The organism is Fulvivirga sediminis (assembly GCF_016757215.1).
Lineage (GTDB): Bacteria > Bacteroidota > Bacteroidia > Cytophagales > Cyclobacteriaceae > Fulvivirga > Fulvivirga sediminis.
Genome location: NZ_JAESIY010000017.1, coordinates 1 through 26,902, shown reverse-complemented (window position 1 = coordinate 26,902; position 26,902 = coordinate 1). Strand labels below are relative to the sequence as shown.

At 38.2% G+C, this 26,902-nt stretch carries 22 protein-coding genes, 1 tRNA gene and 1 pseudogene; 4 read left to right on the top strand and 20 right to left on the bottom strand.

Features of this window, described 5'->3' with window-relative positions; translation table 11 throughout:
• Positions 1-146 precede the first annotated feature (146 nt).
• The 7 genes and pseudogenes from JL102_RS21680 to JL102_RS21650 all read right to left on the bottom strand — a co-directional run bounded on the left by JL102_RS21680 (position 147) and on the right by JL102_RS21650 (position 7,208).
• Positions 147-1,529, bottom strand: coding sequence for a hypothetical protein (locus JL102_RS21680; RefSeq protein WP_202246568.1), 1,383 nt, complete (start codon positions 1,527-1,529; stop codon positions 147-149).
• A gap of 150 nt (positions 1,530-1,679) precedes the next feature.
• Positions 1,680-2,237, bottom strand: a pseudogene (locus JL102_RS21675) (recombinase family protein); the annotation flags it as partial.
• A gap of 287 nt (positions 2,238-2,524) precedes the next feature.
• Positions 2,525-2,594 (bottom strand) — tRNA-Pro (locus JL102_RS21670).
• A gap of 179 nt (positions 2,595-2,773) precedes the next feature.
• Positions 2,774-4,312, bottom strand: a complete 1,539-nt coding sequence (locus JL102_RS21665) for a TROVE domain-containing protein (protein ID WP_202246567.1) — start codon at positions 4,310-4,312, stop codon at positions 2,774-2,776.
• A 163-nt stretch (positions 4,313-4,475) separates the two neighbouring features.
• Positions 4,476-5,165: a hypothetical protein gene (locus JL102_RS21660; RefSeq protein WP_202246566.1), complete on the bottom strand. Its 690-nt coding sequence runs from the start codon at positions 5,163-5,165 to the stop codon at positions 4,476-4,478.
• Positions 5,162-5,800 carry a peptide chain release factor H gene (gene prfH / locus JL102_RS21655; protein ID WP_202246565.1) on the bottom strand — a complete coding sequence of 213 codons (639 nt, stop codon included), beginning with the start codon at positions 5,798-5,800 and terminating at the stop codon, positions 5,162-5,164. The genes JL102_RS21660 and prfH overlap by 4 nt, the downstream gene beginning before the upstream one ends.
• Before the next feature lie 4 nt (positions 5,801-5,804).
• The gene (locus JL102_RS21650; RefSeq protein WP_202246564.1) at positions 5,805-7,208 is read right to left on the bottom strand and encodes an RtcB family protein; all 1,404 of its coding nucleotides are present in this window, start codon (positions 7,206-7,208) and stop codon (positions 5,805-5,807) included.
• Between the two features lie 616 nt (positions 7,209-7,824).
• Here JL102_RS21650 and JL102_RS23900 point away from each other — a divergent pair.
• Positions 7,825-7,992, top strand: coding sequence for an IS66 family transposase (locus JL102_RS23900; RefSeq protein WP_202246611.1), 168 nt, complete (start codon positions 7,825-7,827; stop codon positions 7,990-7,992).
• 223 nt (positions 7,993-8,215) lie between these two features.
• Positions 8,216-8,428, top strand: coding sequence for a transposase domain-containing protein (locus JL102_RS24055; RefSeq protein ID WP_202246563.1), 213 nt, complete (start codon positions 8,216-8,218; stop codon positions 8,426-8,428).
• 330 nt (positions 8,429-8,758) lie between these two features.
• Here JL102_RS24055 and JL102_RS21635 read toward each other — a convergent pair whose 3' ends face one another.
• The 8 genes from JL102_RS21635 to JL102_RS21600 form a co-directional block, all read right to left on the bottom strand.
• Positions 8,759-9,541, bottom strand: coding sequence for a trypsin-like peptidase domain-containing protein (locus JL102_RS21635; RefSeq protein ID WP_202246562.1), 783 nt, complete (start codon positions 9,539-9,541; stop codon positions 8,759-8,761).
• A 75-nt stretch (positions 9,542-9,616) separates the two neighbouring features.
• Complete coding sequence (locus JL102_RS21630; protein WP_202246561.1) at positions 9,617-10,450, bottom strand: hypothetical protein; 834 nt, start codon at positions 10,448-10,450, stop codon at positions 9,617-9,619.
• A 345-nt stretch (positions 10,451-10,795) separates the two neighbouring features.
• On the bottom strand, positions 10,796-11,671 hold the full coding sequence (locus JL102_RS21625) for a hypothetical protein (RefSeq protein ID WP_202246560.1): 876 nt from the start codon (positions 11,669-11,671) through the stop codon (positions 10,796-10,798).
• 171 nt (positions 11,672-11,842) lie between these two features.
• On the bottom strand, positions 11,843-12,262 hold the full coding sequence (locus JL102_RS21620) for a response regulator (RefSeq protein ID WP_202246559.1): 420 nt from the start codon (positions 12,260-12,262) through the stop codon (positions 11,843-11,845).
• Between the two features lie 323 nt (positions 12,263-12,585).
• Positions 12,586-13,209 (bottom strand): CatB-related O-acetyltransferase, encoded by a 624-nt coding sequence (locus JL102_RS21615; protein WP_202246558.1) that lies wholly within the window; start codon positions 13,207-13,209, stop codon positions 12,586-12,588.
• 118 nt (positions 13,210-13,327) lie between these two features.
• The gene (locus JL102_RS21610; protein WP_202246557.1) at positions 13,328-14,125 is read right to left on the bottom strand and encodes an alpha-ketoglutarate-dependent dioxygenase AlkB; all 798 of its coding nucleotides are present in this window, start codon (positions 14,123-14,125) and stop codon (positions 13,328-13,330) included.
• 21 nt (positions 14,126-14,146) lie between these two features.
• On the bottom strand, positions 14,147-15,349 hold the full coding sequence (locus JL102_RS21605) for a hypothetical protein (protein ID WP_202246556.1): 1,203 nt from the start codon (positions 15,347-15,349) through the stop codon (positions 14,147-14,149).
• Between the two features lie 271 nt (positions 15,350-15,620).
• Positions 15,621-18,119 carry a TonB-dependent receptor gene (locus JL102_RS21600; protein WP_202246555.1) on the bottom strand — a complete coding sequence of 833 codons (2,499 nt, stop codon included), beginning with the start codon at positions 18,117-18,119 and terminating at the stop codon, positions 15,621-15,623.
• 517 nt (positions 18,120-18,636) lie between these two features.
• On the opposite strand from JL102_RS21600, the gene JL102_RS21595 reads away from it, so the two are divergent.
• On the top strand, positions 18,637-18,789 hold the full coding sequence (locus tag JL102_RS21595) for a YqaE/Pmp3 family membrane protein (protein WP_202246554.1): 153 nt from the start codon (positions 18,637-18,639) through the stop codon (positions 18,787-18,789).
• Here the strand turns inward: JL102_RS21595 and JL102_RS21590 are convergent, their stop codons facing one another.
• The 3 genes from JL102_RS21590 to JL102_RS21580 form a co-directional block, all read right to left on the bottom strand.
• On the bottom strand, positions 18,790-19,341 hold the full coding sequence (locus JL102_RS21590) for a DUF421 domain-containing protein (RefSeq protein ID WP_237390697.1): 552 nt from the start codon (positions 19,339-19,341) through the stop codon (positions 18,790-18,792). It lies immediately after the preceding gene.
• Between the two features lie 160 nt (positions 19,342-19,501).
• Positions 19,502-20,386 (bottom strand): SDR family oxidoreductase, encoded by an 885-nt coding sequence (locus JL102_RS21585; protein WP_202246553.1) that lies wholly within the window; start codon positions 20,384-20,386, stop codon positions 19,502-19,504.
• Between the two features lie 312 nt (positions 20,387-20,698).
• Positions 20,699-22,621 (bottom strand): glycoside hydrolase family 97 protein, encoded by a 1,923-nt coding sequence (locus JL102_RS21580; RefSeq protein WP_202246552.1) that lies wholly within the window; start codon positions 22,619-22,621, stop codon positions 20,699-20,701.
• Between the two features lie 517 nt (positions 22,622-23,138).
• Here JL102_RS21580 and JL102_RS21575 point away from each other — a divergent pair.
• Complete coding sequence (locus JL102_RS21575) at positions 23,139-24,788, top strand: lytic polysaccharide monooxygenase (RefSeq protein WP_202246551.1); 1,650 nt, start codon at positions 23,139-23,141, stop codon at positions 24,786-24,788.
• 470 nt (positions 24,789-25,258) lie between these two features.
• On the opposite strand, the gene JL102_RS21570 is transcribed toward JL102_RS21575, so the two are convergent.
• Both JL102_RS21570 and JL102_RS21565 read right to left on the bottom strand, forming a co-directional pair.
• On the bottom strand, positions 25,259-26,167 hold the full coding sequence (locus JL102_RS21570; RefSeq protein WP_202246550.1) for a hypothetical protein: 909 nt from the start codon (positions 26,165-26,167) through the stop codon (positions 25,259-25,261).
• A gap of 364 nt (positions 26,168-26,531) precedes the next feature.
• Positions 26,532-26,902: hypothetical protein (locus tag JL102_RS21565; RefSeq protein WP_202246549.1), on the bottom strand; the 371-nt coding region annotated here is incomplete at its 5' end.

The window sequence follows — 26,902 nt, the reverse complement described above, 5'->3', positions numbered from 1 at the left end:
AGGGAAACACCTTCCCTTATTTCTTTTATAGGGTTAATCTAACTAATTTAATATTAAAAATGAATAGCAGCGTTATGTGAGACTTACTAAAGCATTCGTTACAAACGAGCGCTAACTGGACAAAATGACTATGACTGCAACATTTGTTATAATGGGCGCTCTTTACTATCATCAAATTCGTCTAACACATCTTTATAACTTTCAAAAATGCTATATAAAAACTCCCGGAAATATCTTTGCTCGTTGAAGCTGTCAACTAGAAAGTTAGGAAAATCACCGTGATGAAGATATGGATGCATATCTGAACCGTGCTTTGTTACATACTCATAATCTTGCTGAGAATAGATAGCCCATAACCTCCTAAGTAAACCAGTTGCTTTGATATCATAATTAAAGACGTTTACATCTTCTAGGATATTCGCTTGATATTGTTTCCATGACATTCCTCCCCATCCTCGTTCAACATTTAATTCTTTATCATTGGTCGTCATGAGCCTAACGGTGTCAAATGCAATACCAGCAATTGTATTACTCCATTCTACAATCAAATTATAAAAATGCTCATTTTCTTCAATGATCTCTTCAGCTTTATTTTTTAACTCTGGAATTATTTGTAATAGGTTTATACTTTCATCCGAAACGGAATCTAATTTTTGAGGCTTAAGTTGTAGTTCCTGAATTAAGTAATAATCTTTTGCAATTTTATAAGGATTCAAGCCTGCGACAACAATCGCATTATTTAATAAAGGTGCTTCAGGGTATCCTTGGCATGTATATACGAACCCATGTACTCTTTTGGTCTCCATTAATTGTGCTGCATAAGTAGATATTCTATTCATTCTAGCAACCACCTTTTCACTTGGATTATTTTCTCTTTTTATTGCGTTCCATCCTTCAATTTCTTCCCAAGCCACTTTAAAAACATCAAAATTTTTTAGAGAGAACGCAGCTTCAGTAACTTTAATTATATCCTCAATTTTAGGTATCCAAGGTTTTAATTTAAGTGTTTTTGCATCATTGTTTTCATAAATAGGTATAAAAGCAAAAACTGGCTTTTCATCGAATAGAAAACTGTAAATTGATGCTTCTCGAACTATTCGTTCTTCCATTGGAGAGATGAGAACATAATGTATGTCTTCAGTCGACATTGTTGGAAAAATAGCTTGTAAATGGGACGCATAAGCAAAGAGTTCTGTATATGCTTGCCTTTCTGTTTGAGCACTTTTTTTAATTTCAATAATTGCTATACAAGAGTCAGCAGTCCCTAAAAGATCTGCTCGAATTGTGCTATCACCTGACTTTTTTAATGGTACTTCACAACCAACAAGTTGCAAATCTTTTACCCCTTCATATATTTGAATATACCTATCAATGACCTCATTGAAGAAAACTTTATCTGGAGTACGTTCATAAATACTCCCTTCAGTTTTGAGAAAGTCATATTTGTCGGGAAACTTAATATCTTCTATAAAATCTCTCCAAGTTTCCTTATTTTCCCATAAGTGTTTTTGAATGTCATATTCTTTCACTTCTCTAGAGCTAATTAATCAATAACTTTTATGTTAAACTCATACGTACTTTCGTCATTCATTTTATTCAATTCTTATTAAATAAAATTAAATGATGCATAAATTATATTTAACCATTATTTTGCAATCCACATCAAATCTTGTGACAAATTACATTTTCCTTTTCTTCCCACCCTCAGCCCACTGAAGATACCGATAATAAGTAGCTTTAGAAAGCCCAAGCTCCTTTTGAATCTGTGCAATAGGCGTATCTGAATCCCTAGTGTGCTTCAGTGCTGCCCATGCCTTTATCTTACCCTCTTTTGAAATACCTGGCTTCCTCGCTCCTTTACGTCCGTACTTTCTAGCATGTGCTAGTCCTGCCTTTGTGCGCTCGCTAATCATTTCTCGTGCAAACTCAGCAAAAGAGGCAAATAGGTTAAACATCAGCCTGCCCTGGGAGGAGGAGGTGTCTATATTATCGTTGATACTTACGAAGTCTACTCCCATATCTTTGAAGGAACCTACCAGGTTAACCAGGTGCCGAAGAGATCTACCAAGGCGGTCAAGCTTCTAGACTACCACGGCGTCTCCTTTTCTCAAATGGCTGATCATCTTATCAAGTTCAGAACGTTCTTTGATGGCACTTTGCTTTTCCTTAAATATCATTTCCCAGCCGTACCTCTGCAGCTCTAAAAGGTGCCCTTCCAGCTTTTGGTCTTGGGAGGAAACTGGGCCATAAAATGCATTAACGTGCTCTGCCTATCAGAGCTGTAAAGACATATGTTAACCCATTTTTCAAATTTAAAAAGGACAGAGAGTAATTAGCGGCTTGAATAGCGGGAGCCTGTCAGCAGGGATTTGCACCCTTATTGGAAATCTTCCAATACCCTTCCCATATTGTGTTGACGAAGTAATTCACGCCTACGACATCCTTATCCTATCATTTAGTAAAAGAAGAGGTAACAACCCGAAAAGTCTACATGTGCTCTACCACTGAGCTACTCACCAGCAATTGGTGAGGCAGGAGTCGAACCTGCGACCCCATCGACCCAAACGAAGTATGACTTCTCTACGACACTCTTCTTTTTTTGATCAGCTATGTGATCTGTATTTTAAAATGGAGGCAACAAGCGAGCAGTTCTTAACACAGGTGTCCTACTCCTTAGACGACATGCTTTCGCATGACCTGATTTGCACAGGCATTACCTATTTGGAACGAAGAAATACTACTCTACGGCACTCCATTATTCTATTAACAAACCTCAGCCTGCTGCTGAAGTCAAAGTTATTTGCTCTATCTCGGTCAGTGCATTACCTCCGGCCTCTATGGCAGACAAGATATCAAACACCTTATCTGACCATCCTGCCAATAGGAATACATCATCGCGCTCCACACTGAGCGGTGTGTTGCCATAACCCACCAGGTCAAACAGATACAGTTTAGCCTGTGGGGCTACTTCCCTCTTATATTTGGTCCACGACGCTTTCAAACTGGAGCCTCCTGCCCGGCTATCCCACAGTTGTAAATCAGTAAAAAACAACACCTTATCCATCACCCTGCCTTCCGCGATCATCGCATCGATCACACGGTAGGCATTGGTAGAATACCCTACCTGTCCTTCCATCCTGTTCAATTCCTGCACATTAGACAATATGCCTCCCCTGGTAGAAAGGCTCACTTCCTGCCAACGATCTCCAAAAATGCCTGTCACCACATTTTTGGATTTGGCTGCCAACAGCATGCTCAGCGTCAGACCTACGTCGTAGCAACGGATCTTGCTTCGCCCTCCTACCGGAGTGTACATAGACCCGGACACATCCGCAGCGATCAGTACTCGTGTTTGAAGATCAAACCCCACAATATTGGCTGCACTGGACATGATAGCCTCTTCCAAGGCATCGATGATCACCGACAGATAGTTGAGCTTCAACCCTCTGAGTTCATTATATGCCGCCAAAAAACGAAAAGGCAATTGTTTGGATCTTCTCACTTCATGCGGATCGGCCAAACGGGAAGCTACTTTTTCGATAGCTTCTGCTCCTACTTCTGCTTGTAGAATGTTACGCAAGTTTCTCAGTAGAGCCATATACCCCAACCTATTGCTGGCAATGAGCTCCTCCCACTTTTGAGTAACCGCGGCCTTCCGCCCCTCTTCACTGGCAAACTGAGTTTGTACTATTTTGGATAACTCTACCTCCCAGGTGTATGGCACCTCAAGATCATCCGTAACAATCTTATCAAAAAGAGCCTGTTGCTCCGAAGAGATCGCCTTTGGATGAGTCAGGAACAAAGCATCTTTAAAAGTTACTTCCGTCTTTCTGTTGTACTTGGCAAATTGATACTCATCAAACTTGTTGAAGGCAACAGCCACACCTTTCTGAATTTGCTTAGACAATTTGTTCAACTTCTTCTCTCCCTCCCTGCTATTAGCCAGCTGATAGTACGCCAGTAACTCCGTAATTTCATCAGCACGCTGGATCACCCGTGAAGTGGTTTTGCTTACCAATGAGTCTCCAAAATGAACTTTGGACAGCTCCGCTAGCAGCACCAATGGCACTGATCGCAAATGCATGTTTTCTCTGGTATAAATGGCCAGCTTAGCGACGAAGTGCGGAGACACTTCTCCAATCAATCGAATGATCCTTTTTAGCCTGTCATCTGCACTTTCATAAAAGTTATTCGACAAACTGGCCGTCACTACACTGGTGTATAGCTCCAATTCTGCTGAAGTCTTATAAGCCACTTCTCCTTCGTGGTTTTTCACTTGATTGTTGTCGGCTTTTATAAAGTTAAATTTCATGACTTACGCTTTAAAAGGTTTCAATTTCCTGAACTCCAATTTGACTTCCGTTTCTTCTGGGCCTGTCTCTTTGTTTTTCAATGATGTTACAAAGCTGAGCCTCAAGTGCGCAACCTTTTTGCGCAGTGAAAAATTTTTTCTTAAAAAGTTCAGATTTAATTGTTCACCAATTGTAACTACGATGGACCTGAGAGTCAAAAACGTCCTCATCATACTGATCAAGGGCCATTTTACAGCGTCTTCTTATTCTTTTATGATAATGCCAGCTGGTCCATGGATTATTATAACTAAAATTATGTACCATATCATAAAGCTCATTCGACCTTAGCTCCGAATCGATTTCAGCGAGCCGTTTTTCTATATCAGCATCCATTATTTTTCTTTTAGTGATATAGGCTCTGGTATAGGCCAATTTGAAGAAATGCCGAGGCACAGTACACATATAGTGCTTCATAAAGCCATATCGGTAATGCCAGTGATTACCATAAAAGTCAAACCAGGATCTCGCCTTTGGAGAAAGTTTTTTATAGGTCCGAGAATCAATTCTACGAACACCCGGAAACTGAATCTCTCGATTCTCCCTGTTTTCCCGATCCCATACTTTATCTGCATGCCGCTTATCCCTACCCCAACATTCTGTACCACACTGGTCCAAGATCTCCAAAAACACCGCAGCATCCACGCGCCTACTCACGTCATCTCTAAGTACCAGGTGCTTATACCATCCATGCCGAATAGGTGTTTCCAACTCCACATACCCAAGCCGACGCCTGGCTTCTACCAGGCGCCTGCGCTCAAGCTGCAACTTTCTCACATACCTCTCACGTTGTGTTACTTTATTGAAAGGCCTCATCGCTGTATGAATTTTCTTCCTTCAAAAACTAATACCGCATTGCCTCGCTCCAGGCTCAAGTGCTGCATCCACTGCTCGTTGATCAATTCTCGCTGCTGATCTATTTCAAAAGATTTGAGCAACTGCTCCAGCTTTTTGAAGGCCAGCTGCTTGTTTTGATGCTGCGATCTGGCCTCTGAAGAGGTAGTGCTCAATCCTGTTGGCACATGTGTGGCCCTTACAGCAGTCTCCACCTTATTGCGATGCTGACCACCCGGACCTGATCCTCTAAACGCCTGGCACACCACCTCAGAGACTTTCAAGTGCTGATCCTGATTCTTTGGCTTAAAAAAGGAAACACCTATAAACCAGTTTTTCCTCTTATGATATTTCCGATAAGGACTCTGCCCTATCCACTGTATGGTCCCTTGCCAATGCGCTAATTGAGCAGAAACCTGCTGCCCTGCAACGGCAATAAGTGCTGAGTACAAGGTTCCATTCTGAATACTTTCCTGTCGGTCGATCACTTCTGAGTGCAGTCCCAAAGCCTTCGCCTCTGTCATCAGTCGCTTAAGTGCCTGGGCAACCACCCAGCAGCATTCTGCCGGGCCTCTACCTGCTGAGATCTGGATATAAATAGTCTGATTGTTTTTCATCCTTTCAGTTTTTATCCATTCTCACAATTCTTGGCTCAAATTGGCCAATCACGTCTACCAGATGCTGCTGGGACTCCATCACCTTTGACAAGTCTTTGTAAGCAATGGGAGCCTCATCCAGACCACCACCAATCAACGTAACTTGCTCTCTGCTGAGGATCTTCCGGAGTTCACTACCAGTAATAGATTCCCGAGCCTTCTTCCTTGACATTTTACGCCCTGCACCATGAGAGGCACTATCCAATGAATGAGGATCACCTTTACCCCGAACAATGTAGCCGGCAGCTGTCATAGAGCCGGGTATGATGCCCAAAACACCTTCAGCTGCCGGAGTGGCCCCCTTTCGATGCACGATTAACTCTTGCCCTTGATGTATTTCCTTCCAGGCGAAGTTGTGATGATTCTCAACCCTTCCAATGGGTTTCAGTCCAAGTTGTTTTGCCAGGTTGTAATGAATTTGATCATGACACGCCTGAGCGTAATCCCCTGCCAGATTCATCGACAGCCAATACTCCTGCCCTGCTTCCGTATCCAGATCCAACCAGGCAAAATGCTGAGCCTGCCTTGGCAGCAAGCACTGCTCCCTGGCTATCTGTGTATAATATCTGGCAATGGAAGCTCCCATACCACGTGAACCCGAGTGGGCCAATAGCCCCAGGTATTTTCCTGGTGGTAGTCCTAAACCATCTCCATCGTGCAGTTCGACCATGCCGAACTCAACAAAGTGATTACCTGAACCTGAAGTACCTAGCTGTTTTACAGCCTTGCCATGAAGCTGACGCAGCAGGTCTGTCAGTGCAAACTCCGGCCTATCTAATATGGCATGCTCTTGCTGAAAAGAGATCTCTCCTCCTGTTCCAAAATTGGTACGCTCTTTAAGCGCCATTTTGAATTGATAAGCATGTCTTTTCAAATACGACTCATCCACATCATACAGTGTCAGACTCATTCTACACCCAATATCCAGGCCTACGCCATAGGGAATAACCGTATTTTCAGTAGCCAAAACACCACCAATAGGTAATCCATACCCCTGATGTGCGTCTGGCATAAGTGCTCCACGTTTGGAAACAGGCAAACGCATGGCCATTTCCATCTGTTGAAAGGCGTTACTGGAAATATGCTTGCGTCCGAAAACCGCAAAATCACCATGCGCTCTCAACAGTTCAATCTCTGCACGTTCCTTAAAGGTGTCTGTATCATCAAATTCTGAAGCAATCAATGCCAGAATCTCATGATCCAGATAGTTTTGAAAGTTGTTTTTGATATCTATTAATATCGCTAGTTGCTCTTCTTTAGAGCTGTGTTTGTAATGTTTTGCCATTACGTCAATAGCCAAGGCTATTGATCGGTTAGACGAATAATTGATTTTTCGAAGGTCTTTACCCTTTAACTTAATCTTGCCCATAAAGCATTAAAAAAATAACAGCCCTTGCAGCACATGACTACAAATGATCGTTGCCTGGACAGCAATCAAATTCCATAAAGGAATAGGCCCATAAACTAATTGATTGAAGTGTCGGGAAAATTTGAAGATATTGCTTACTCAGCAAAAGGCACAAAAAAACCCGATCGTTGGGACCGGGTACAAAAATTATATCAGCTTAGCGCTGTTAAGCGGCTAACATCCCGGTCAATAAAGCGATATGTATTTTCTGCACCATCATTGTGACCTCCTTTCTGTATTAGGAGTGAATTATGTGTGCAAACTTAATAGAAACTTTTGATACCAAACAAATAAAGGCTGAATTATTTTTATTTTTCAATTGATTTATTGCCTGACCTGAACCTTTTGGCTCAGATCAGGCGGCTCAATTACTTCTCGTTTATTAATTCGTTTCGTTAAAGTTTTTATAAGTAAGCTTTCTACACAACCACCCTAATGGGCCTTGTAGGAATTTCATGAACGACAAAAAATAACACCTAAGATCATGGATATTAACGAAGGAAAAAGCAAACCTTGATAATAGAGAAGTCCTTTATAGACACTTGCATGTCTCCATCAGCGGATGGTTTAAAGCGGCCTGCAAACAGATAGCTATGCGGCCTATGATCGTTTTGATAAGAATGAGGACATCTTCCTTTTGGGCTGCATGGAACACGCACGTCGTAAAATTGATCAGGGCAGAGAAAATGACCCTGAAAGAGCTGAATATGCATTAGCAGAAATACAAAAACTCTATGCTATATAACGTCAGTGTAAAGAAGAAGGTCTAAGTACAGAAATGGTGCAAGTCGCAAGGCAACAACAAGCTGAGCCGATACTTACTGAACTAAAATCATTTTTATAGAGAAAGAATACTCTCATGCAGCACTAAAAGCAGCATAGGAAAAGCATTGGCTTACGCCCATAAACTATGGCCAAGAGTAGTTCGATACACCGCCAATGGGTCATGAAATATCGATAACAATTTAGTGGAAAAAAGAATCAGACCTTGGCGTTGGGCAGAAAAAAACTACCACTTTGCCGGCTCATATGATACTACCCAGTGGGCAGCCATACTCTATTCCTTCTTTGCCACATGCCAAGCCCATGACATAGAACCCAGACAATGGCTCAAAACTACCCTTGGAACAATACCTGAGGCTAAAGTCAATAACCTTAAAAAGCTATTTCCCACTCAATAACTTTTAGGAAATTTCTTCTCTTTCAAATAAACTTAAGCCCAAAGGGATACCACAAAACAAACTAATCCCCATACAGTGCCACGGTTCGCTCAACACAGTATTCATGTTGGGCTCGATGAGCCACACGAAGACTTAGTTATTAGGCACAGGATTTTTTTGTTCCGTCATTTATCATACATGAAAGATTCACAATTACTAACACTAAAAACTTATCCCATAAGCATCCTAACATTAATTCTTAAACAAATTCTGCTTAACTAAACGACATTTGAGGCACACTCTGGCTCAATTTGAGTCAGAGCCGTCTACTCAATTACCATAAGTTTTATTTCAAAATGGTTCATCATTAGCTTCCCGATTATCAAAATCTTGTTCGCTCCTGTCCCTCAAATTTGTTCCGTCACCATAGTCCCAATCTATTTTAATACATTGTGGCATTATTTCATGATGACTAAGCATAACATAAATCGGCTCCACAGATATTACAGATAAATATCCCAACTCGGTTGGTTCATTGTCTTTTGTCAATGATTCTACAATTATTCCCATTGAGAATCCATATTCGTTGATAGACAGTCCTCCGCTTAACCCACCACGAGCCATGCAAGACAATATGAATTGTGGATGCCCTCCTGTGTATTTGTCAATCACGGCATTTACTTCTGCTTTTGTTGCAAATAGGACAGGTTCACGAGAAAATGGAATTGGTGGATAACCTAAGACCAAAGTTGTATGCAATACCATTTCATCCCCAATCCAGTCATCAAGGTGTGAGCCGAGTGGAACAATAGGCAAGTCCTTTTTATCAGCAATAAAGCAAGCCAAATCGACAGCCTCATCTTCATGGTAAAATGGCCCTTTTTCTATTTTTAATTCACAAGCTAAATCTATCAGAGTTTGCTTCCCGTCACTTACTTCCGAATACTGATTAACCGTAGTAGCGATTTTTAATATTTTAGGTACGTCTAATACATGTCTTGCTGTGACAAATACACCTTCACCTATGTGATATGCAGATCCTATTTCTATGTCTCCTAGTTTGTTTCTGACTTCTATAAAAGCTACACTAGGTGCATATCGTCTAAAATATTCTCGTGCCTTATCTGTGTTCAAGTCTTTTGTGATTTATGGTAACGTTTTAGCTATGTGCAGTATCCCGAAGGGTATTGCGTATAGGTGTTGTTGAGCTTAGTTTTTATACTTGATTGAATGCCAAACTTGTTGAAGTATCACATGTTTTCTAGTATCACAGTTAGTGTTATCCAAAAAGTGATTTGAAGCTATATTTAACATGTTAATTGAGCTAACAATATATTCAGTTATTCGCAAATTCAGTTCGTTCATTTTATCTCTTGTTAAATTGGAAATGATTACATCATGTTTACCATGCGCATATGATGTGAGAATTTCGTAGAGCATCTCTCTTTGTTCAGACTCGAAGGGATATATGAAAGCTCTTAAATCACCTAAGGTGTATTCACCATCCTTTTTGTACTCTTTCCTCAAATCCTGATTCATTCTCCGCAAAACAGATAATACTTTTTCTGGTTTAAGATGTTTGAACCAGTGATTTCTATATTCGTCTTGAATTCCCTCTGATAGGTACTTTTTAAAAAATTCAAAATCTAAAAAACAAGAATAGAACTGTGATGAAACTTCAATAAATGTTCTAATGACTATAAATGCAACTTTATACTCCTTCCCATCTTTTAAATAAAGGTAAGATTTGATTAAGCTTGACAGATATTTGAATTGAGGTATTATAAAATCTTCATTGAATTCTTCCCAATACCAAATAGATCTCCTTTGAACTGAAGATGCTAACTCTTCCAAAACACGAGAAGCACAGAAATCCATGAACTTGGTTAGTTCAAATTCTTGACCATATTTTTCATAGTAATCTGCGAGATAATCAAAGTCCTTTAATTCGAAATTTTCATAGTCTTTGTTAGGAATTTTCTCTTCGAGCCTATTCCACTCACTTATTTCCTGTTCAATTATGTCTATTATTTTTTGTTTCATTACAATTAAGCACAACATCCGTATCAGGGAAAAATAACATTCCCTTATTTATTAATGGGGATCAATCTAAAGGATTTCTGATTAATCTCATAGAGGTGTTAGCTATATGTATACCTCTGTGGTCTTGTTTGAGTTATGCCCCAGGAGCAACTGTATTTGGCACCATCTTCTAACAAGTGAGTAGCAACGCTATGCTGCAACATATGAGGGACTACATTTTTATATATTTTCGCTCTCTTTTGCCGCCTCTTTCACCACACTTACTTCTCTCGCTATGTCTTAGTCTTCAATATTGAAGCTAACATACGTCAAACTATAGCGCCAAGGTTAGTAGCCTGATAGGTTTTATTCTTGTATCAATGTCAGTTTTGTCTTTTTATTAGCGGTCATTACTGCTGTTGCTTCTAAACTCATTATTGCGTTGTAAGTAATCCATCTGCCTTTCTCAACAGAGAACTCAGCTATTCCCTGATGCGAGAACTTCATCATAGTTTCTTTTTTGCTGCCTTTTTTTCCAAATAATGATGGTGAATAAAAATCTCCCCTTACGTACTCTATTATGTTGTATTTTGTAACTGCCAATGTTTCTCCATCTACTTTTTTAAGGTCAGAGAGTGTAACTTCATTAATTTTATAAGCACTATCATATTTAAAATTTTGGTCATTGGCAATCAGGTTAATATCAAGTGACCATTTGTCCCCCACTTTTACGGTTCTTGTTGGAAGTTGGAAGAAAGTAGCAATAAGGTTTTTTTGATTATTCTTAACCCAAAAACTATGGATGTTTCCTGTTTCGTAAACTGAACCTCTAAGTACAACCCATTCATTTGAGGCCATCATTTCCCACAGGTCTGCTTCCTTATTGCTTGTAGAATCAGTTTCTTTTTGATTATTTTTTTGCCGAGTGCTCATGACTATGTCAACGATGCCATCTTTTTCGCTGGACAAGGTGGTGACATAGTCTAGGTCTTTGAAGGCGTTATTTAATTTATCAAAGAAGCTCATGCCTTTTTTTAAACCATTTGATGTGCTGTCAGATAAAGATTTGAATAATTCTGAAAAGTCTACTTCTATTGACGCTGTATCGATGTCACTCATCACAGTGGCATAGTGGAGTTTTTCTTTTTTATCGATTTTCCATCTTAAATCAACGGACCGATTTCTTTGACCAAATACAGCCGTAGTAGTAACTGCAAGTAGTAGTATTATACTTAGCTTCACTTTTCTATTGTTTAGAGTTTGCGTTTCCGGGTATCTGGCTGTACCGTGCTAACCAGAGTTTGAAAGGTTTACAATATGCCTATAATAAATTTATGTCGATCCTGACAGATGCATGCTGCTTTAAAAAAGCTCCAAATTCTTAAAAACCCTCCAGTATTCTTATTTCATTGATTAGGCATGAGGGTGCAAATTTAAGATCCAATAACCGATGATCGTTTCCATCAATTTTACCTGGGCTTGAGTTTCTATAGGTTGAATAAAAAAACCTTGTAGGTTATACTTATACGCCTCTTTTACGTGATTTTTCCCCGCAGATAGAGAGTAGAATACAAAAGGAATTGCTTTTTCTCTTAAGCCTGGGTGAGATTCTAATTTTTCTTTGAATTCAGATCCATTGCATGTAGCTAGTTGATATGAGCAAAGGATTAGAAAAATCTTGTCCTCTGTTTTTATCAGGTAATTCAAAGCCTGCTGCTCATCTTGAAAGAATTGAACTTCTATATCATAACAAGATTTAAGTATTACCTTATTCAATAATATGCCCTCATCTTCGCTATTATTAATCAAAACTATCTTCCCTTCTATTTTCATTTCAGTCATTTAAATGCTACCCAATGATTAAAGCATGCCTCTTCAATACACAAGTAAAGGTGAAACTATGGCAATTCATCCTTTCCAAAATAATTTAGGAATTTTATAAATCTTATAAATACATTTTCTTTCATTATTAATACAAAGTTATATTTCTGTATTCTTTTCCTGTTTTATTCGGATGTGAATCCTTTATCCTTTATGCCTGTAACTATAAACAGGACCTAATTATCCAAGATAAAGACCGTTTCATATAATTAGCACTATTTATTCTAGGCTGTCTTAATGAGAGACCTAACGAGTCTTATGAAGGCTTTCCTGTTTTATTCAATCAAATTTTCAATTTTGTTGTCGGTTAAGTTCTGAATGTTCTTTGTGATTTTTTCGATATCCCAATTCCACCATTTTATTTCTAAAAGATTGGTAATCATGTCTTCAGAAAACCTTTTTTTGATTTCTTTGGCAGGGTTTCCTCCAACAATGGTGTAGGGCTCCACATCTTTGGTTACTGTAGCGTTAGTAGCGATAATTGCTCCATCTCCAATATTTACTCCAGCCATAATTGTGGCATTGTAGCCAATCCAAACATCGTTACCGATATTGATGTCTCCTTTTTTAGGGTATGATTTTCCATCCATGGCATTTTCCCAGCCATTACCAAAAATGGCAAAAGGATAAGTGGTGAAAGAGTTGGTTAAATGATTGGCACCATTCATTATAAATTTCACGTCAGATGCAATCATGCAAAATTTACCAATAATGAGTTTGTCTCCTATAAAGTCAAAATGGTATTTTACGTTTTTCTCAAAATTTTCCACATTCTCAAAATCATCATAATAGGTATAATCCCCAACAATGATATTTGGGTTTTTGACAATGTTCTTTAAGAAGCAAAGTCTATCGTAATTTTCAAGAGGGAATTTTATATCGGCATTAGGACCATTCATATAGTATTTTCTTTTAGTTATGATCGGTGACATCAACCGCAATAACCTTCGTTATTGTTTTCAAAACTGCCACCAACCGATTTTTGCTTTAATAAGAGAGTTAATTGGTTATAAAATATTAAACTTTGCTGCTTATGGGAGGTAAAAGGTCTGCCGGGCTGATGGTATAGTTGAGCACCGGATAAACAAAATTCGGATTTTTATTTTCTTCACCTCTTAATTCGAAAAACGCTTTCTTCTGTGATTCATCAGCCAGTTTCAACCGAGAGCCATTGATAAGGTAGGGTGTTTCATCTTTGAACTGGATAAAAGTATTAGATTTTCTAAATGTAATACCTAGCCACCTGTTATCAGAAGTTAAAGGTTTCAATCCTTTTACCGGCTCCAATACTATTTTGTGAAGATACTTAGTGTTGGTAGTAACCGAGAATAAAACAACAGAGTTATGAGTTAGCTCAAATTCGAATTCTTCATCGGTATCCTTATCTTTCACTTTAAGTTTTCTAATGGATTGCTCAGTCAATTCCTCGGGTTTTTCATAACAAGAAAATAAAGCTATGTATGAGTTCTTATCTATATCAAGACATTGATCAGAATGGTATTTCATCTTTTTGTAATGTTGATTGTAGACTTCAATCAAGGCGTTATTAAAATTCAATGAGGCTAAATGATCGATCTCCTCAAAGTGGCTTTTGATTTTATCTGCCAGCATGCCGTGTTTGGCTGAAAAATGGTGGGCAGGCTTGTTAAAGCTTGTTGTGGTTCTTACTAGTGGAATCCCCTCCTTTTCTTCATATACCAAATGATTACACAATCTGCCTTTACCTGTTGGCTCAAATGAAACACTGTTCGAAAATTCTTCAAACAAATTTCTTTCTAAGTCAATGGTTATTTTATGAAATCCAATTTTCGTCATGGTCAATCTTTAATCCCTCATTCAGAAGATAGGTTTTTTATAATCGCCTGAGTTCATGCTAAACCTAATCTTTTTGTAGTCCACCATTTCTTCGGTCACATTCTCTTTAAGATAAGAGTTTCTTAAATCATTCATGGTTTCATCTGTCATCGGTTCTAATTTTAGCAGTTCCCCGCCTTCTTTAATATACACCTGATCATTGATATACTGAGCTTTAAGATTAGAACAACGTGCTACATACCCCATTCTGGTAGGTATTTTATCCATGTTTAATATAGACGGTCTTATTTCATGTGTATATAGCCTATTGGTAGAAAGTGGGATGATAAATGCTGAATTTGGATAGAGTGTTACACTAAATTCTTTTGCTAAAAGCTCACCCTCTACTGTATCTTTTAATTTGAACAGCAACCTTGTAAGCCCGCTTTTTTCTTTGTAAACCCAATCGTATTTATCTGTTTTTGAAGGTTCAAGGTGTTCAAATTGTGAATTATCATAAAACGTACAGAAGGCTATTAATCCTTCTTTAGGCATATCTTTTGTCTTGTCTGAATGAGCCTTGATTTTGGCTTTTGTTTCTTTGCCTCCCTCTGTTTTTTTGTTTTCATACACCTGAGCTAATACATGATTGAGTTCGGTTTCTTTTTCAAAAATGGTTTTAGCGGCCTTATTTAAAGCCGCCATTATTTTGAGATCTGTCTCGCGGAAGTTGTCTGTAGGGCCAGTTAGGTTGCTAGAGCAGCGTAAAAGATTGAAATGTAGAATTTCATCATTATCCTCCGTTTGTTCTTTGGTAATAGTAGTGAGGTATATCCCCTTTCTCAAAGCTTTGGATTGCTTGGTGGACTCAGTAAGCTCCTGAAAAACATGTTCTGATTGAATAATATTGAAATAATCGCTATCGCCAAATAGATTTTTGAAGTAGACCCCTGCATTGTGTACAATCAAAGGCACCTTACCAAGGTCTATTAGCTGAATATTATCTAACTGGTCATAATTACAAGAAAGCTCTTTTATCACATGGATTTCAAAGTCAAGGCTTTTTATTTTTGCTAAATCACCACAGACATATACCTCTAGGTAGTCTGAAGCTTTAATATTGAATAAATTACTTTCTAGAGTCCCACAAAAATTCTCTTTGAGGGTTTTCAGCTCCAAATCGTCTTCCTGATCAGAAGCCATCACAACAAGTGCATTTTTTGATCTGGTAATCTTATTCTCCATGTCCTTTTTGTTTTTGAATTGCACACACCCCAGTCGGCTACTATTTATTTGCCCAGAGGCTAAAGGCACTAAACTAGGGAATTAACCCTATCAGTACAATAACAAAGAGGCTCTAGTAACTGAACTTCTGTAGAAGCTAGAATATATTTTATAGTCTGAAACTCAAGAGGAAACCAGTGTCTTAGCCTGTAACGAAGATGCACAATTAGCAAGCAAAGCACACCATGTAGATCCTATAAGCTATATATACCAGCTAGTATGAGTTAATACATTAAAATCTATACGTTGCGGTTAATAAAGCATTTCTAGGAGCTCCGGGGAATAACCTAGTGTAGTTAAATGCCCCTAACCAATATGTTTTATTGAATACGTTGTTCAATTTAACCATCAGCTGAAGGTTAGAATCAGCAGGTTCATAGTAAATGGCGGCATCAAAGACCGTGTATGCTGGGATGGTAAAATCACGGGTATTAACAGGGAGTTTATCTCCGCTATACTTACCACCAAAACCTATTCCTAATCCTTTTAAAGAGGTATTATTGATGAAATCATAACGGCCCCAGAAGGCGGCGCTATGTTCAGGAGCGTTTTCTTTACGTTTACCGATAAGTTCGGGCTTATCACTTTTCATAATTTGCGCTCTAACATAGCTATATGAGGCATTTACACGTAAATTTGGTAATATATAACCAGCCATATCCCATTCTACACCTCTACTCCTATCGGCGCCTCGCTGTGTAAAACGATCAGGATCCTCTACTGACGGAACAAGAACATTTTTCTGATTAATTTCATATATTGCCATACTCATGGTAAGATCGTTATTAAAGAAATTGGTCTTGGCTCCTACTTCTTTCAAGTCACTAATAAGCGGATCGAACTGGGCAGCCGAATTAGGGGACCAGAAGAATGCTTCGGTATTAGGCATAATGTCAACAGTGTTAGACTGAGGTTGGTAGCCTTCCAGGTAAGTAGCATATACGTTGATGTTATCAGATGCCGCATAGCTCAGCCCTACTCTTGGTATAAAGGCCATGTTTTTAAAAGTCTTCTCGTCTTGCAGGTTGTAGCTGGTCATGTCTCTAAACCACTCATACCGGGCGTTTAATAGCGCGGTAAGCTTACCAAATTTTAATTGCTCTTGAATGTATATGGCGTCAGTAATAGATAAGTTAGCAGGTATAGCATACACGGAGTTAACGATATAAGCATTAGTGTATTTTATAGTGTTCTCCGGGTTTCTCAAATTAAAAGGGGAAACATTTGGTTTAGGCATTTGCACACCATTTACTTCTATCGTTTCAAAATCATTTGCCCTTGCAGGATCATAATTAATGGCTGCTGTGCCATCTTTTAATAAATAACCTCTCGCTGCATTTTGGCCTCCTCCGTTAGTTCTATGCCAGCGATGTAGGTCATAACCAGCCAGCAGCTTGTGATCTAGGCCTCCTGTTTTAAGGTTGACTTTTATGTATGCGTTTGCGTTATCAACATCCCAAAACTGCTGACGCTGAACAAATCTCATAGCTACCAAGTCATCAAGAGGGTTTCCTTCACTATCTACGGCAAACTTATTTTCTGTACGGTGCTCTTCTAAGTCCTCTTGCCACGTTTGTTTCATATAAGCAGCATTGAAGCTTACCTTGTCTGAAAATTTCTTGGAAAGACTCGTGGTCATGATCCATTGCTCAGATTTGAAGTAGTCGTTAGTCGCTCCCAAATTCAGACTGATAGGTGTACTGTTTAGATCAGTTAGGCCAGGTTCGGCCCCAAAGATAGGCTGGCCACGATCAAGGTTGCCTGTATTGTTGCTGTAGATCATTTCTACGTTAATGGCCGTACTCTCGTTAGGAATGTAGCTAATGGAAGGAGAGATGAGCAAGGCATTATTTCGAACCAGATCTCTAAAAGATTGCGCCTTCTGCACGGCAGCGTTCAGTCTGTAAAGTAACTTTTTATCATCATCAATAGGTCCTGTAAAGTCTAAGGTTCCTCTCATTGTGCTAAAACTACCAACACTCAGGCTAATCTCTTTTCTATCTTTAGTAAGCGGCTTTTTAGTAACCATATTGATGGTTCCTCCAGGGTCTACACTAGAAAATGTAACGGCTGCCGGCCCTTTTAGCACCTCAATCCTTTCTATATTAGAAGTGATGGGCTGAAGGAAAAAAAATTGTCTTGTACGCATGCCATTCAAAATTTGCCCTGACTCATTTTGGCTTATTCCTCTTATGTTGAAATCATTATAAAAACTAGAATTAGAAACCCCACTAACAGTTTTTACTGCATCAGCCACTTGAAAAGCCTGAGTGTCTTTGATAAGCTCCTTGGTAATAGGCGCTAAGGATTGTGGTAACTCTTTATTTTTGATCCCTGTCTTCGTGGCGGAGAATGAATAGTCACTGGTATAATTCTGCTGGACTCTACCTATAATCTCTACATTTTGTAACTCATAGCTTTTTTCCTTGAGTTGAATACTACCTAAATTATAAGTTTCATCACTGCTCACTTCCAAGGTTTGTTGATACGATTCATACCCTATATAGCTAAACTCTAATTGGTATATGCCTTCTTTTTTCAATGAGATGGTGAAATCTCCATCTTTATCAGTGGTAGTTCCTTTCAGCTTTCCTTCTTTTTTAAGAGAAACAGTTACTCCTGGTAAGGCCTCTCCTTCTGTGTCCTGAACGCTTCCCTCAACTTTGATTTGTGCATAAGAATGGGAAATGAACCCGATTAAAGCGAAAAAAAGTAAGTATTTTATTTTCATTTATCGAAATCTTTTAAGGATAGAATGGTGATCATACTATGACATTTCAAGCAGAGAAATTCTCATATTTCTGCTGATAATTCATTTATAGAAGCCCTTATTTATTTAGAAAATGAACATCTATAAAATATATTTCTAGAAGAAGATATGTAAATGTTATATATGATTTAGGACTAATAAATCCTAGAATCCACCCTTTATATTTTTTAGTCGGCAATGATAGCAATTTTTTGCGTACAAATATAACAATGTTGCATGTAGATGCTTTTATGCGTTGTTTTTTGGCTTGAAAGCTATATTTAAAACGGAAGGATGCATGATTATGAGGCTAATGATAAATAATGTGCTTTATAAATAGCTAACTGCTGCCCTATCATCAGGTGTGCTGTTAAATACTACCAAATGCCATCTATATGCGGCGTAGAATAATAGACTTCGATCTCATTACGATAACAATAGAGACACTGGTAGGTTAGTTAGGTACAGAGTTTATAAAGTTGAATTAGAAAAACTTAATATGTCAATAATTACTATTATTTTAAATATATTTTTACCACCGTTAGCTGTATTTATGAAGCATGGCCTTGGCAAAGCCTTTTTCATTAATGTTATACTAACACTGATAGCATGGCTACCAGGTGTAATCCATGCTTTTATAGTTAACGATTAATCAATTACTTTTAGGGGGTACTAATTGTACGCCCTTTAATATTTCTGATTCTAGTTTTTTACTAGTGTCTTCACTGTGCAATACAGACATATCTCCAGTAGTTTCTAGTACTACAGCATATACCTGAGACCTATTCAACACATTTGCTTCTCTTAATTTAGCATAAAGATCATCCTCAGTAACTCTTGTAGCTTTCAGGTTTTCATAGATAATACCTTGTCTATCCATCAGTAAAATAGGCTTATTGGTAATTAGTGTATCAAAAACATCACTTTTGATGCGTGTGCGGGCCACTATAAATTGTAGTGTTACCAATGTGGCCAAACCTACAACACCTTGTACCACACTCTCTTTATGCAATAACATAGTAGATGCTATTACACTTCCTATAGCTATAGTAATGGCAAAATCAAAGCTGCTCATTTTTGCAAAAGTTCGTAAACCGTTTAGTCTAGTAATTAATATTACAACTATGTAAATGAGTATAGTAGAAAATAAAGTGATGAGGATCTTATCCATGTCGGCATATAGCCAGTCAAGGTCTTGTAGCATAGGTATAGGTTTTTAAGTATTAAAATTGAGATTTGGTAGATTTGAAATTTATAATCCTCAAGAAATATGATCTTTACAGTGGTTTGTGAAGAGAAAAAAATCAGGAGATTTAGAATCTCCTGATGATCTTTTGATAGTTAATTGCTAGAGTGAAAGAATATTAGATAGTAACTCTTCCTCCTGTAACTGGTACGGTAGCACCACTGATATAGCTACCATCATTTGAGGCTAACAGTACGTATACAGCAGCCAACTCAGCAGGCTGCCCGGGCCTTTCCAGCGGAGTATTTTTCCCGAAATTCTTTACTTTTTCTTCAGGCATAGTGGCGGGGATTAACGGAGTCCATATAGGTCCTGGTGCTACACAATTAACCCTTATTCCTTTACTTCCTAGTATTTGAGCTAAGTTGGCCGTAAAGTTTTGTATAGCTCCCTTGGTAGTGGCATATGCTAATAAAACAGGGGTGGGATTATAAGCATTTACTGAAGTAGTGTTTATTATACTGCTGCCCGCTTGCATGTAGGGTTCTGCCATTTTGCAAAGATAGAACATACTATGAATGTTAGTTTTAAAAGTATAGTCCCATTCTTCTGATGGAATATCCTGTAACGATTCTCTTGCCATTTGAAAAGCAGCGTTATTGACCAATACATCTATACGTCCACCTAGTTGATCTACTGCAGTATCAATAATATGTTTACAGTGCTCTTCCTCACTAATGTCTCCCTTAATTAAAATAGCTTTTCTACCAGCCTCTTTGATATAATTGGCAGTTTCTTTGGCATCCTCCTCTTCTTCCAAATAAGAGAGGACTATATCTGCACCTTCGCGGGCATAAGCAATGGCTACGGCTCTGCCTATGCCTGAATCTCCTCCGGTAATGATTATTTTCTTATCAGTAAGCTTGCCAGATCCTTGATATGAGTCTTCACCATGATCAGGCTTAATATCCATTTCTGTAGTTTCACCTGGCTCCGACTGCATGTGCTCATCATGAGGTGGAGTTTTATACAAGGTTTTAGGGTCTTTTAATTCGTTAGTCATAGCAAAAATTTTAGGTTTATAATATGATTATCCATAAACAGTGTAAATTGTATGCCAATGATGACTATGAGTTACTTACTTCAATAATTACCCAATTAACAGTGATTAATATCTCATACTATTTTAACCATATGCCATCGACCATATTTACAGTGAGAATAAGCAACAGAGTATGTTGTTGATATTCTACATTGATCTTATTTAATATCAATTAAATCTAGTTTTATCTATCAGTAATAAAAACTGGAACAAGTGCTTGTGTCCATAAAAAGTTTAAAACCCTTAAGTTATTCCTTTTGCAATCCCTTACTACTATTTTGCGATAGTAACGTCTTTAAAATAGATGGCATTACCACCACCTGGTGCCAAATGTATATTAAGCTCACTTTCTGAATCAACAAGCTCTTTACGCACACGATAAGACTCTTTGTTCTTTAAAAAATGGGAACCTTCAGCGTCTTCATAAATGGTGGCCTCGTAGTTTTTCCCGTTTGGCAAAAAGCTCAGATCTAATGTAATCGAACGGGCCTTTCTATTAGTGAGCGAACCCACAAACCAATTGTTACCGGATTTACGAGCAACACTTACAAACTCATCCAATTCAGCACCCAGTACTTTAAAGCTATCAAACTGAGCCGGCATATGGCGAACGCATTCGAATAAGTCATCTTTTTTCCTATACGCTTCCGGGCTATCTGGCAGTACCATCCAGCCAGAGTAATTGGTTATCAGTTTGGCTACTTCTGCCACTACTGTACCGGGAATTTCTTCAAATACTCTCACTCGGGAATGGGCATTGTTGAGATCGAACCATCCATTGGTAGCATCTATAGGTCCGGCTATCATATTAATTAAAACCTGATTAACAGCGGTCTCTGGAAAGTACGATCTCATAGCATCAGCTTGTGCATGACAAAATTCTTTAGTAACTAGGTTGGGATAGGTTCTGCGGTCACCACTTGGTGGAATAGGATAATCATGAAAGTTGACCATTAGCTTATATTTAGCGCATAATTCAACCACTCTCCTGGTCTGTTTTACCTTATCTTCCTGACTACCGGTCATAAAACCGTATTTCACGCCAATGGCTCCCCAATCTGAAAATTGTTTAAGCACCCTTTCCAGTCCAAACTTTTTGGCGCCTACATCATTTAAATATAGGATGATACCGACCTGTTTTGACAAGGCGTATTCCATGCACTCTTCAATATTAATCCCTTCCCGGGCAGAGGTTGGGTCGGAGTTTTCGTTAAATTCTTCTCCATACCAGTCCGCATCGATGAGTAAATACTGAATATTATTTTCAGAGGCAAAATCGATGAGTCTTTTATGCGACTCCGTATTCAGAGCATATTCATAGCCATCGGGTGCCTTATATCCCCACACACGCCAGTCCCAGAGTGATTTTCCGGGCTTGACCCATGAGGGGTCTTCTATTTTACAGGGTTCATTTAAGTTGACCAGCAAGTCAGATTCTACCAAATCACCTGCTTCATCCCCTAGCATAAAGGCCCTCCAGGAGGTTTTGAAGGACGTGTTTCGTTTGGAATAATCGATGTTAAATGAGAATGAATGATCGATTGTAGTGGCATTTACGGTAAAAGGCGCGAATTCTAAGATTTCAGCCTCATGAATAGCTATAAAATTTTTCTTACTAAACTGTAATACCACTGGAGGGATTACGTTTTCGAATTCCTTTTCCGATCTTGTTATTGGGCCAAGGTTATGATGCTCACCATTGGTGGCCCAATAAGTGAAATCTTGGTTGAAATTTATATTAGTTAATTCTTTGTTAATCAGCAAGCTATCACTAGCGGCTTTTGTAGTTAAACTGTACCTGTAAGCAAAGCCATCATCATAAAGTCTAAAGATAATAGTATAGAATTTTTGCGGATTATTCACTGTTTCCACCTTAATGCTATATTCATTATAATGGTTGCGAACAGTTGGCTGCTTCCCATTTATAGTGGTCCAGGTTTCGTCAAATTGCTTTTCAGAAAAGTCTGAAAGAGAAACGTTTTCTGTGAATTTTGTATCCATAACCTGCAAACCCAGCGCAGACGGGTTAACAAGCGTGTCACCTTTATAGATTAAGCTAAAGCTACATCTATTATTTAAGTTTGAAACGTAAATACCAAGGTCTTTATCAGGAGATAAAAGCTGGAAAGTATCCTTTTGTGAACACGATATTAAAGTGAATAGTAAAAATAAAAGGGTATAAATTTTAAACTTCATGTTTCTTTCCAAAACGGTGTTAGCTATACTGTAAAAAGTGACAACTGTTTAAGGCAGGCAAACAGATTCTCATTTATAATATGTAATATGGGGATGAATCTAAAGGATTTTTGTTTCATTTCATAGAATGGCGTCAATTGATAAATTTCGGAAAATAGCGCAATTGAGAATCACTCCACTATTAAAAGTTAAACACTAGCGAATATAGTCCCTGGTTAATACACCAAGTTAGGACTCATATTGATATTCATATCTTCTGGCCGAGATAGAACTAATGATTAAAACAGAAATATGTAAGCTGTAGCCATAGGGTTAGCTGAATCAAATTCTGGATGTAAAATATTCATTATCAACCTTTTTTAGCTACCAGAGCCCTCATTAGTAGTCATCATTCTCCAGCAGCAAATCGAATCAGGGTAAGATAAGTTCAAGAGAAATTAGCTTTTTTACTTTTTAAAGGCGTTATATATTTCTATCTTATATTAATAAAATTATACACAACCTAACCCCTGAAAGCATGAAAATCTCTACAGGCGTATTTACTTCTCGTTTATTTACTGTTATTCTATTGATTCTCTTATCCTTACCATTGCAATATGTATTAGCACATGGTACGGTCACCTCTCCTCCTAGTCGGGTGTGGATTTGCTATCAAGAAGATCCGCAAAGTCCAGATTCACCCGCTTGTATTGCTTCTATTGAAGAATATGGCACTCAGGCCTTTTACGATTGGAATGAAGTAGCCAGAATGGATGCCAATGGCATGCACCGACAAATCATCCCTGATGGTCAGCTAGCCAGTGCTGGTAGACCCGATAAATATGGAGGGCTCGATCAAGTTCGGGATGACTGGATTGCGACACCTGTTTCTCCAGGACCATTTACTGTCACTTGGACCAACTCTGCACCACATGAAACGCTCTATTACGAGGTTTATATCACCAAGGCAGACTGGACTCCGGATCAGCCACTGACATGGAATAGTCTGGAGCTTCTGGTACGTACTGGCCCCAGAAGTGCTTCTCCTATAGATAATATAGATGTAATGCTACCAGTGAGAACGGGTAAACATGTCATCTATTCCATTTGGCAACGATCGTTAAGCGCAGAAGCTTTTTATTCTACCAGTGACGTAGATTTTGGCACGGATACCGGTACTAACCTGCCTCCAGTTCCTTCATTTGACAGTGACAACGGCCGCTGCGGTGGGTCTGAAGTAGACTTTGATGCTTCGGAAACATATGATCCTAATGGTGATGCATTGACTTACACTTGGGACTTTGGTGATGGCAGCACGGGCAGTGGTGTGAGAGTTTCACATATTTATAGTGATCTGGATCTTGCTAACGTTACCCTAACAGTAAGCGATGGCGAATTAAGCAGCGAAGTCTCAGCAACCATCAATCTTGAGGAAGATCCTGATTGTAATGCAAACAATTGTACTTTTGGAGCACCTTTAGATAGTCCTTTACCTGCTGTAAACAGGTCTTATGAACACGTATATGTGCTGGGAGAAGGAGGACCCAATCTTGATAATATATCCGTTTTCATGATCAACTGGTCAATGCTTAATAATGGATTATATCAGTTCTCATTCAACACTAATAACGGATCGCCGAGCTGGTACGTAGACTTACTCCCTGTAACTAATCAAAGCTTTAATACAGAAGAACCTCAAGTAACCATCACTGATTCTGGGATTGAAGGCCTAGATGGCTCCTATTACGCCATAATGGATGGGGCTAACTTTGTACTCGTTTCGACTGATCAGGCACATACAATTTACTTCAGCAACTCATCAGATACGCCAAGTTGTGATGATGGTTCTTCTAGTGCCAGAAGCACTAACAGTTTCAATGACCTGACTAAAAACATTACTACTTGTGGAAATCAATCGGCTTTTGATGTGGAGACCTCAGGCGTATTAAAGTATGAAATGTACCCGAACCCCGCTTCTACTTCGGTAGCGATCAGAGCGAATAAGAACCTTATAGGCAGTGTTATTAATATCACTGATATTTCGGGTAACTGCGTCAAATCTCTTACCATTCAGGAAAATACACTGAATGAGGTAATGGACGTTTCTGATATGAAAAAAGGTATTTACTTCATAAAAATTATGAGCCCTAATACAGCTACCAGATCACTCAAGCTGCTTGTTAAATAGCACCTAGTCAGCTCATAGATAATATTAATTTGGCTGAACCAAAACCACCTTCTATGTCAATATAGAAGGTGGTTTTTCTTTATCTTGAATTACAATTTCAGTAAAAGAAAAGTAATTTGAAGCTGAGAGATTGCACTGTTTCCGCTTTAAATTTGTTTTACTTCAATTAGAATTGAGCCACCTACTTGACACTTAGGCTGGGTCACATCTTCCGAGGCATTTGCAATGCTAGGTTAATACCCAAACTTAAAAATAACCGGATAACTGAAAGGCAAAAAAGCCAAGACAAATCCTGAAAATCTTAAAATTCATGGAAGAAGACCGTAAGCATATCGTATAGGCATGCTTTGAAAACAGCGCGACAACATAAGTACAGACTCAGACATTTGTCCCTTTATTTAAAGGGAATACCTTTCTATTTTACGATAGTCACCCGGATATAAGAAGTCTGACAGGCGCAGAGGATTTTTCTAATATTTAGCTACATTTTGATGGAACTCACTTAATAATTGATAAACAGCTTCACTATTACCCTCCCTATCTCTTCTACACCAAAAAGAATAAGTATAAAAAATCATATGATCAACATCTATATAATTACTAGAAGAAGTTGCGTAGCTTTCATCCGATAAAATACTCATTACTTCTTCACTAACCAATAACTCATTGGCTATGCGTCTGCATTCCTTCCAGTGCTCATAACTTTCGGATTCTTCCGAATTATCATATAACATCTGTTTCAAATGAAAGAAATGAGAGTTACTTTCTTCACCCATTTCTATTTCATTATAAGCCGTCAGTAAAGCGCTTACCATTAACGACATTCCCGAATCTTCATAAATCGTATTGTCCTCAAATACGGCATAAATACTCTGTTTGACATCTTCTGTTAAAAACGCATTGATGTATGCTGTATTACGGTCAATGTTATTCCATAATATACGCATCACTCCTAATTCGTTGTTGGCGCTGAAACGTTCATAATCAGGACCTTTGTAAAAATACCAACGATCTCCCATGAAAATGGTTATTGCATTTTTTTCACGCAACTTCATTAAGTCTACAATTGTTTTACATAACTTTCCTTTATCAGCGAAGAAGTCAAATCCCCTGAAAAGTTCAATCACAGAATTTTTATTGACGGTTTCCTCATAGAGCTCATTGTGCAACAGTTCTAATAATTCACTATGACGCTTTAATTTTGCAGTCAATTCCGTGATGGTAGAATCTTTTTCGTTTAATTGATTTATATATTCTGTTTTTTCTTTTTCTACTGTTTCTTTGTCAGCAACAATTATTTTATCACAGGAGGAAAGGATAATCAAAGTCGCAAAGGATACTATCGTTAAACTTCTTCTGAACGTTATCAGTTTCTTCATATTAGAATACTTCATTATTAAAAAATACAAACTATATTACAAGAATTAAAAAATACAAACTATGTTACAAGATAGAGCCCATCAGAACGCAATCATGAAACAGTAACAATCACAAGTTTTTTATTATTTGCAGTTTCAAAAGGAGTTTGAAAATGCTTACCAAAAACTAGTTACTAGAAAATATGCAGCAAAAGCACAGTGTTATAATTAGCTTCATCAGATATAAATAGTGTTTTGCTACTAAAACGTCTAAGCAACAAACTTGTAAAAGTAAAAAGTAAAAATTTAAAATATATTTATTATAATAATTAAGAAATAAATCTTGAAATATACATTTATTTAATCTTTAAGATTAAATCTAATTTTACTCACCTGAGACTTTTAAAACCGTTCTCCTCACAAATCCTCTACCACCCCCTATTCTTTTGCGTTCTTTCTGTTGTGCTTCTGTAAATTCAGGGGTAGGAATACTACTTGGGTATAAGGGTTTAGGAAAACCTGCCGCTTTTCGCCGCTCGAAGTCTTGCTCCCGGTAAGGATCAAAGGCCTTCCCGGGAGGTAAAGGCCTGTTCTTATCCATATACCATACTATAAAATTCCAATAGTCTTCAGTTTCAAGAGTAGTTAATTCAATTACCCGTCCTGGCTTTATTTCTGGTTTAGTTATAAAATACAAAGTGGTATAAAAACTACTGGCATATACCGTTTTCTCAAAACCGAAGCCATCAGCAAAAG

Bases quoted from the DNA above. Each gene is read 5' to 3' on its own strand.
- JL102_RS21615 (WP_202246558.1), bottom strand. From the start codon at position 13,209: ATGAATGGTCCTAATGCCGATATAAAATTCCCTCTTGAAAATTACGAT.
- JL102_RS21570 (WP_202246550.1), bottom strand. From the start codon at position 26,167: ATGAAGAAACTGATAACGTTCAGAAGAAGTTTAACGATAGTATCCTTT.
- JL102_RS21585 (WP_202246553.1), bottom strand. From the start codon at position 20,386: ATGACTAACGAATTAAAAGACCCTAAAACCTTGTATAAAACTCCACCT.
- JL102_RS21660 (WP_202246566.1), bottom strand. From the start codon at position 5,165: ATGAGGCCTTTCAATAAAGTAACACAACGTGAGAGGTATGTGAGAAAG.
- JL102_RS21600 (WP_202246555.1), bottom strand. From the start codon at position 18,119: ATGAAAATAAAATACTTACTTTTTTTCGCTTTAATCGGGTTCATTTCC.
- JL102_RS21605 (WP_202246556.1), bottom strand. From the start codon at position 15,349: ATGGAGAATAAGATTACCAGATCAAAAAATGCACTTGTTGTGATGGCT.
- JL102_RS21620 (WP_202246559.1), bottom strand. From the start codon at position 12,262: ATGAAAATAGAAGGGAAGATAGTTTTGATTAATAATAGCGAAGATGAG.
- JL102_RS21665 (WP_202246567.1), bottom strand. From the start codon at position 4,312: ATGAAATTTAACTTTATAAAAGCCGACAACAATCAAGTGAAAAACCAC.
- JL102_RS21590 (WP_237390697.1), bottom strand. From the start codon at position 19,341: ATGCTACAAGACCTTGACTGGCTATATGCCGACATGGATAAGATCCTC.
- JL102_RS21595 (WP_202246554.1), top strand. From the start codon at position 18,637: ATGTCAATAATTACTATTATTTTAAATATATTTTTACCACCGTTAGCT.
- JL102_RS21610 (WP_202246557.1), bottom strand. From the start codon at position 14,125: ATGACGAAAATTGGATTTCATAAAATAACCATTGACTTAGAAAGAAAT.
- JL102_RS21650 (WP_202246564.1), bottom strand. From the start codon at position 7,208: ATGGGCAAGATTAAGTTAAAGGGTAAAGACCTTCGAAAAATCAATTAT.
- prfH (WP_202246565.1), bottom strand. From the start codon at position 5,800: ATGAAAAACAATCAGACTATTTATATCCAGATCTCAGCAGGTAGAGGC.
- JL102_RS21630 (WP_202246561.1), bottom strand. From the start codon at position 10,450: ATGAAACAAAAAATAATAGACATAATTGAACAGGAAATAAGTGAGTGG.
- JL102_RS21580 (WP_202246552.1), bottom strand. From the start codon at position 22,621: ATGAAGTTTAAAATTTATACCCTTTTATTTTTACTATTCACTTTAATA.
- JL102_RS21575 (WP_202246551.1), top strand. From the start codon at position 23,139: ATGAAAATCTCTACAGGCGTATTTACTTCTCGTTTATTTACTGTTATT.